Annotated in this window: 8 protein-coding genes; all 8 read left to right on the top strand. The window is 56.3% G+C overall.

What is annotated here, in order from left to right; all coding sequences use genetic code 11:
* A partial coding sequence (gene rplN, locus ADADOO_RS08275) for a 50S ribosomal protein L14 (RefSeq protein ID WP_511276621.1) occupies nt 1-266 on the top strand: 266 nt, incomplete at its 5' end.
* 9 nt (nt 267-275) lie between these two features.
* Nucleotides 276-593, top strand: coding sequence for a 50S ribosomal protein L24 (gene rplX / locus ADADOO_RS08270; protein ID WP_117607653.1), 318 nt, complete (start codon nt 276-278; stop codon nt 591-593).
* Nucleotides 594-602: 9 nt separating this feature from the next.
* The gene (gene rplE / locus ADADOO_RS08265; protein ID WP_226403532.1) at nt 603-1,142 is read left to right on the top strand and encodes a 50S ribosomal protein L5; all 540 of its coding nucleotides are present in this window, start codon (nt 603-605) and stop codon (nt 1,140-1,142) included.
* 7 nt (nt 1,143-1,149) lie between these two features.
* Nucleotides 1,150-1,455 (top strand): 30S ribosomal protein S14, encoded by a 306-nt coding sequence (rpsN, locus tag ADADOO_RS08260; protein ID WP_117607655.1) that lies wholly within the window; start codon nt 1,150-1,152, stop codon nt 1,453-1,455.
* Nucleotides 1,456-1,470: 15 nt separating this feature from the next.
* Entirely contained in the window at nt 1,471-1,866 is a 396-nt protein-coding gene (rpsH, locus tag ADADOO_RS08255) for a 30S ribosomal protein S8 (protein WP_511276618.1), read from the top strand.
* 10 nt (nt 1,867-1,876) lie between these two features.
* Complete coding sequence (gene rplF / locus ADADOO_RS08250; RefSeq protein WP_511276616.1) at nt 1,877-2,407, top strand: 50S ribosomal protein L6; 531 nt, start codon at nt 1,877-1,879, stop codon at nt 2,405-2,407.
* Nucleotides 2,408-2,416: 9 nt separating this feature from the next.
* Nucleotides 2,417-2,773, top strand: coding sequence for a 50S ribosomal protein L18 (gene rplR / locus ADADOO_RS08245; RefSeq protein ID WP_117607658.1), 357 nt, complete (start codon nt 2,417-2,419; stop codon nt 2,771-2,773).
* Nucleotides 2,774-2,799: 26 nt separating this feature from the next.
* Nucleotides 2,800-3,327 (top strand): 30S ribosomal protein S5, encoded by a 528-nt coding sequence (gene rpsE, locus ADADOO_RS08240; protein WP_511276615.1) that lies wholly within the window; start codon nt 2,800-2,802, stop codon nt 3,325-3,327.
* Nucleotides 3,328-3,379: the final 52 nt, after the last annotated feature.

Below are 3,379 nucleotides of genomic sequence, written 5' to 3'. Positions count from 1 at the left end.
TTGGTGACATCATCAAGGTCAGCATCAAGGATGCTGCGCCGCGTGGCCGCGTCAAAAAAGGCGACGTCTACAATGCTGTGGTGGTTCGCACCGCCAAGGGCGTTCGTCGTCCCGATGGTTCGCTGGTCCGCTTTGATGGCAATGCCGCCGTTCTTCTTAACAACAAGCTCGAGCCGATCGGCACGCGCATCTTTGGCCCGGTAACCCGCGAACTGCGTACCGAGCGCTTTATGAAGATCGTGTCCTTGGCTCCTGAAGTGCTGTAAGGACTGGCCATGGAAAAGATTCGTAAAGGCGACGAAATCGTCGTAATTACCGGTAAAGACAAAGGCAAGCGCGGTACCGTGCTCCGTCGTGTCGATGATGAGCACGTGCTCGTTGAGGGTGTCAATCGTGCCAAGAAGCACGTCAAGCCGAATCCTGTAAAAGGTGTGGCGGGTGGCATCGTTGATAAGGATATGCCGATTCATATCTCCAATGTTGCGCTGTTCAATCCGGCGACCAAGAAGGCTGACCGTGTCGGCATCAAGGCGCTCGAGGATGGCCGCAAGGTTCGCGTGTTCAAGTCGAACGGCGAACTGGTGAACGCATAAGGAGTGGTCATGGCGCGTTTGCAAGAGTTTTACAAAGAAACCGTTGTTGCTGATCTGAGCAAGCAATTTGGTTACAAGTCCGTGATGGAGGTCCCGCGCATCACCAAGATCACCTTGAACATGGGTGTAGGTGAAGCGGTGGCTGACAAGAAGGTTCTCGAGAACGCCGTTGGCGACATGCAGAAGATTGCGGGTCAGAAGCCGGTGACGACCAAGGCCCGCAAGTCTATTGCCGGCTTCAAGATTCGTGACGGTTACCCGATCGGCTGTATGGTCACGCTGCGTGGCCCTCGCATGTTCGAGTTCCTTGATCGTCTGGTCACCGTTGCGCTGCCGCGTGTTCGCGACTTCCGTGGGGTTTCTGGCAAGGGTTTTGATGGCCAGGGCAACTACAACATGGGTGTCAAAGAGCAGATCATTTTCCCGGAAATCGAGTACGACAAGATCGATGCTCTACGGGGTATGAACATCAGCATCACCACGACCGCGAAATCCGACGCAGAAGCCAAGGCTCTGTTGGCGGCGTTCAAGTTCCCGTTCAAGAATTGAGGCAATCATGGCAAAACTTGCTCTGATCAACCGTGAAGAAAAGCGCCGCAAGCTTGTGGCTCAGTACGCCAAGAAGCGTGCTGCCCTCGAGGCAATTTTCAATAACGCGAGCCTGTCTGACGATGAGCGTTACGCTGCCCGTCTGAAGTTTCAGGCCCTGCCGCGCAATTCGAGCCCGTCTCGTCTGCGCAACCGCTGCCAGCTGACTGGTCGTCCGCGTGGTGTTTTCCGTAAGTTCGGTCTGTGCCGTCACAAGATCCGCGAGCTGGCCTTCAATGGCGAAGTTCCGGGTGTTGTTAAAGCCAGCTGGTAAAAAGGAGATTCAGAAATGGCTATGAGCGATCCGATCGCGGACATGCTGACTCGCATCCGCAACGCCCAGCTCGCCGAAAAGGCGTCTGTCTCCATGCCCTCGTCCAAAGTCAAGGTGGCAATTGCTGCCGTGCTCAAGGATGAAGGTTACGTTGATGATTTCGCAGTTCGTCAGGCTGATGGCAAGCCGACCCTCGATATCGCACTCAAGTATTACGCCGGTCGTCCGGTCATTGAGCGCATCGAGCGTGTCTCCAAGCCCGGCCTGCGTATCTACAAGGGTTGCGAAGACATTCCTCGCGTCATGAACGGTCTAGGCGTCGCCATCGTGTCGACCCCTAGGGGCGTCATGACTGATCGCAAAGCTCGCGCCAGCAAGGTCGGCGGCGAAGTTCTTTGCATCGTGGCATAAGGGGGTATCGATGTCTCGTATTGGTAAAAATCCCATCGTTCTGCCGTCTGGCGTTGAAGTTTCGGTTGGTGCGGACATTACCGTCAAGGGCCCGCTGGGTACCTTGAAGGCAATTACGCATCCGTCCGTGACGATTTCCGTCGAAGGTCAGAGCGTCCAGGTTTCCAAGGTTGAAGGCGCCTCTAACGCAGCTGCCATGTGGGGCACCATGCGTGCCAACATCAATAACATGGTTACTGGTGTTTCCAAGGGTTTCGAGCGCAAGCTCCAGTTGGTCGGCGTGGGTTACCGCGCCCAGGCTCAAGGTGATGTCCTGAATCTGTCGTTGGGCTTTTCCCACCCCGTTGCGCACAAGATGCCGGCTGGTGTGAAGGTGGAATGTCCAACCCAGACCGAAATCCTGATCAAGGGGGCCGACAAGCAACAGGTTGGCCAGGTCGCTGCCGAAGTTCGTGCATATCGCAAGCCGGAGCCCTACAAGGGCAAGGGCGTTCGATACTCGGACGAAGTGGTGGTTATCAAGGAAACCAAGAAGAAGTAAGGGTGGCATATGTTTAATAAGAAACAAGCGCGTCTGCGCCGTTCCCGCCAAACCCGGGCCAAAATCGCCGAACTCAAGGCTGTGCGTCTGTGCGTCAATCGCACGAATCAGCACATCTATGCCCAGATCATCTCGCCCTGTGGCGGCAAGGTCCTGGCTTCGGCTTCCACGCTGGACAAGGATGTTCGCAATGACGTCCCGAACGGCGGTAACAAGGCTGCTGCCACTTCGGTGGGCAAGCTGATTGCCGAGCGCGCCAAGGCCGCTGGCATTGAGCAAGTGGCTTTCGATCGTTCCGGTCTTCAGTACCACGGTCGGGTTCAGGCGCTGGCGGAAGCCGCGCGTGAAGCCGGTCTGAAGTTCTGATCGCAGCGAAAGGATAAGGTTAGAAAATGGCTAAACCTGAAAGAAACAAGAAGCCGCAGCAAGCTGAAGAGCGTGATGACGGAATGCGCGAAAAGATGGTCGCGGTCAATCGCGTTACCAAGGTGGTTAAGGGCGGTCGAATCCTCGGTTTCGCAGCCTTGACCGTTGTCGGTGACGGCGATGGCGGCATTGGCATGGGCAAGGGCAAGTCCCGCGAAGTGCCTGTGGCTGCTCAGAAGGCAATGGAAGAGGCGCGTCGCAAGATGGCTAAGGTTAGCCTGAAGAATGGCACCGTGCATCACACCGTTATGGGCCGTCATGGTGCCACGACCGTGATGATCCAGCCGGCACCGGAAGGCACCGGCATTATCGCAGGCGGCGCCATGCGAGCTGTCTTCGAAGTTGTCGGCGTGACCAACGTGGTGGCCAAGGCTCACGGCTCGACCAATCCTTACAACATCGTGCGTGCCACCATCAACGGTCTGTCGAAGGTCAATACGCCGTCGGAAATTGCCGCCAAGCGTGGCCTGCCGATTGAAAGGGTGCTGGGTTAAGTCATGGCTGACAAGAAAATCACAGTGAAGCTCGTCAAGAGCATCATCGGTA

Source organism: Azonexus sp. (assembly GCF_036170495.1).
Taxonomy (GTDB): domain Bacteria; phylum Pseudomonadota; class Gammaproteobacteria; order Burkholderiales; family Rhodocyclaceae; genus Azonexus.
This window is presented reverse-complemented; position numbering and strand designations above follow the sequence as displayed.

Excerpts from the sequence above, each read along its gene's own strand:
- rpsE (WP_511276615.1), top strand. The coding sequence starts at position 2,800 with ATGGCTAAACCTGAAAGAAACAAGAAGCCGCAGCAAGCTGAAGAGCGT.
- rpsH (WP_511276618.1), top strand. The coding sequence starts at position 1,471 with ATGGCTATGAGCGATCCGATCGCGGACATGCTGACTCGCATCCGCAAC.
- rplE (WP_226403532.1), top strand. The coding sequence starts at position 603 with ATGGCGCGTTTGCAAGAGTTTTACAAAGAAACCGTTGTTGCTGATCTG.
- rpsN (WP_117607655.1), top strand. The coding sequence starts at position 1,150 with ATGGCAAAACTTGCTCTGATCAACCGTGAAGAAAAGCGCCGCAAGCTT.
- rplX (WP_117607653.1), top strand. The coding sequence starts at position 276 with ATGGAAAAGATTCGTAAAGGCGACGAAATCGTCGTAATTACCGGTAAA.
- rplF (WP_511276616.1), top strand. The coding sequence starts at position 1,877 with ATGTCTCGTATTGGTAAAAATCCCATCGTTCTGCCGTCTGGCGTTGAA.
- rplR (WP_117607658.1), top strand. The coding sequence starts at position 2,417 with ATGTTTAATAAGAAACAAGCGCGTCTGCGCCGTTCCCGCCAAACCCGG.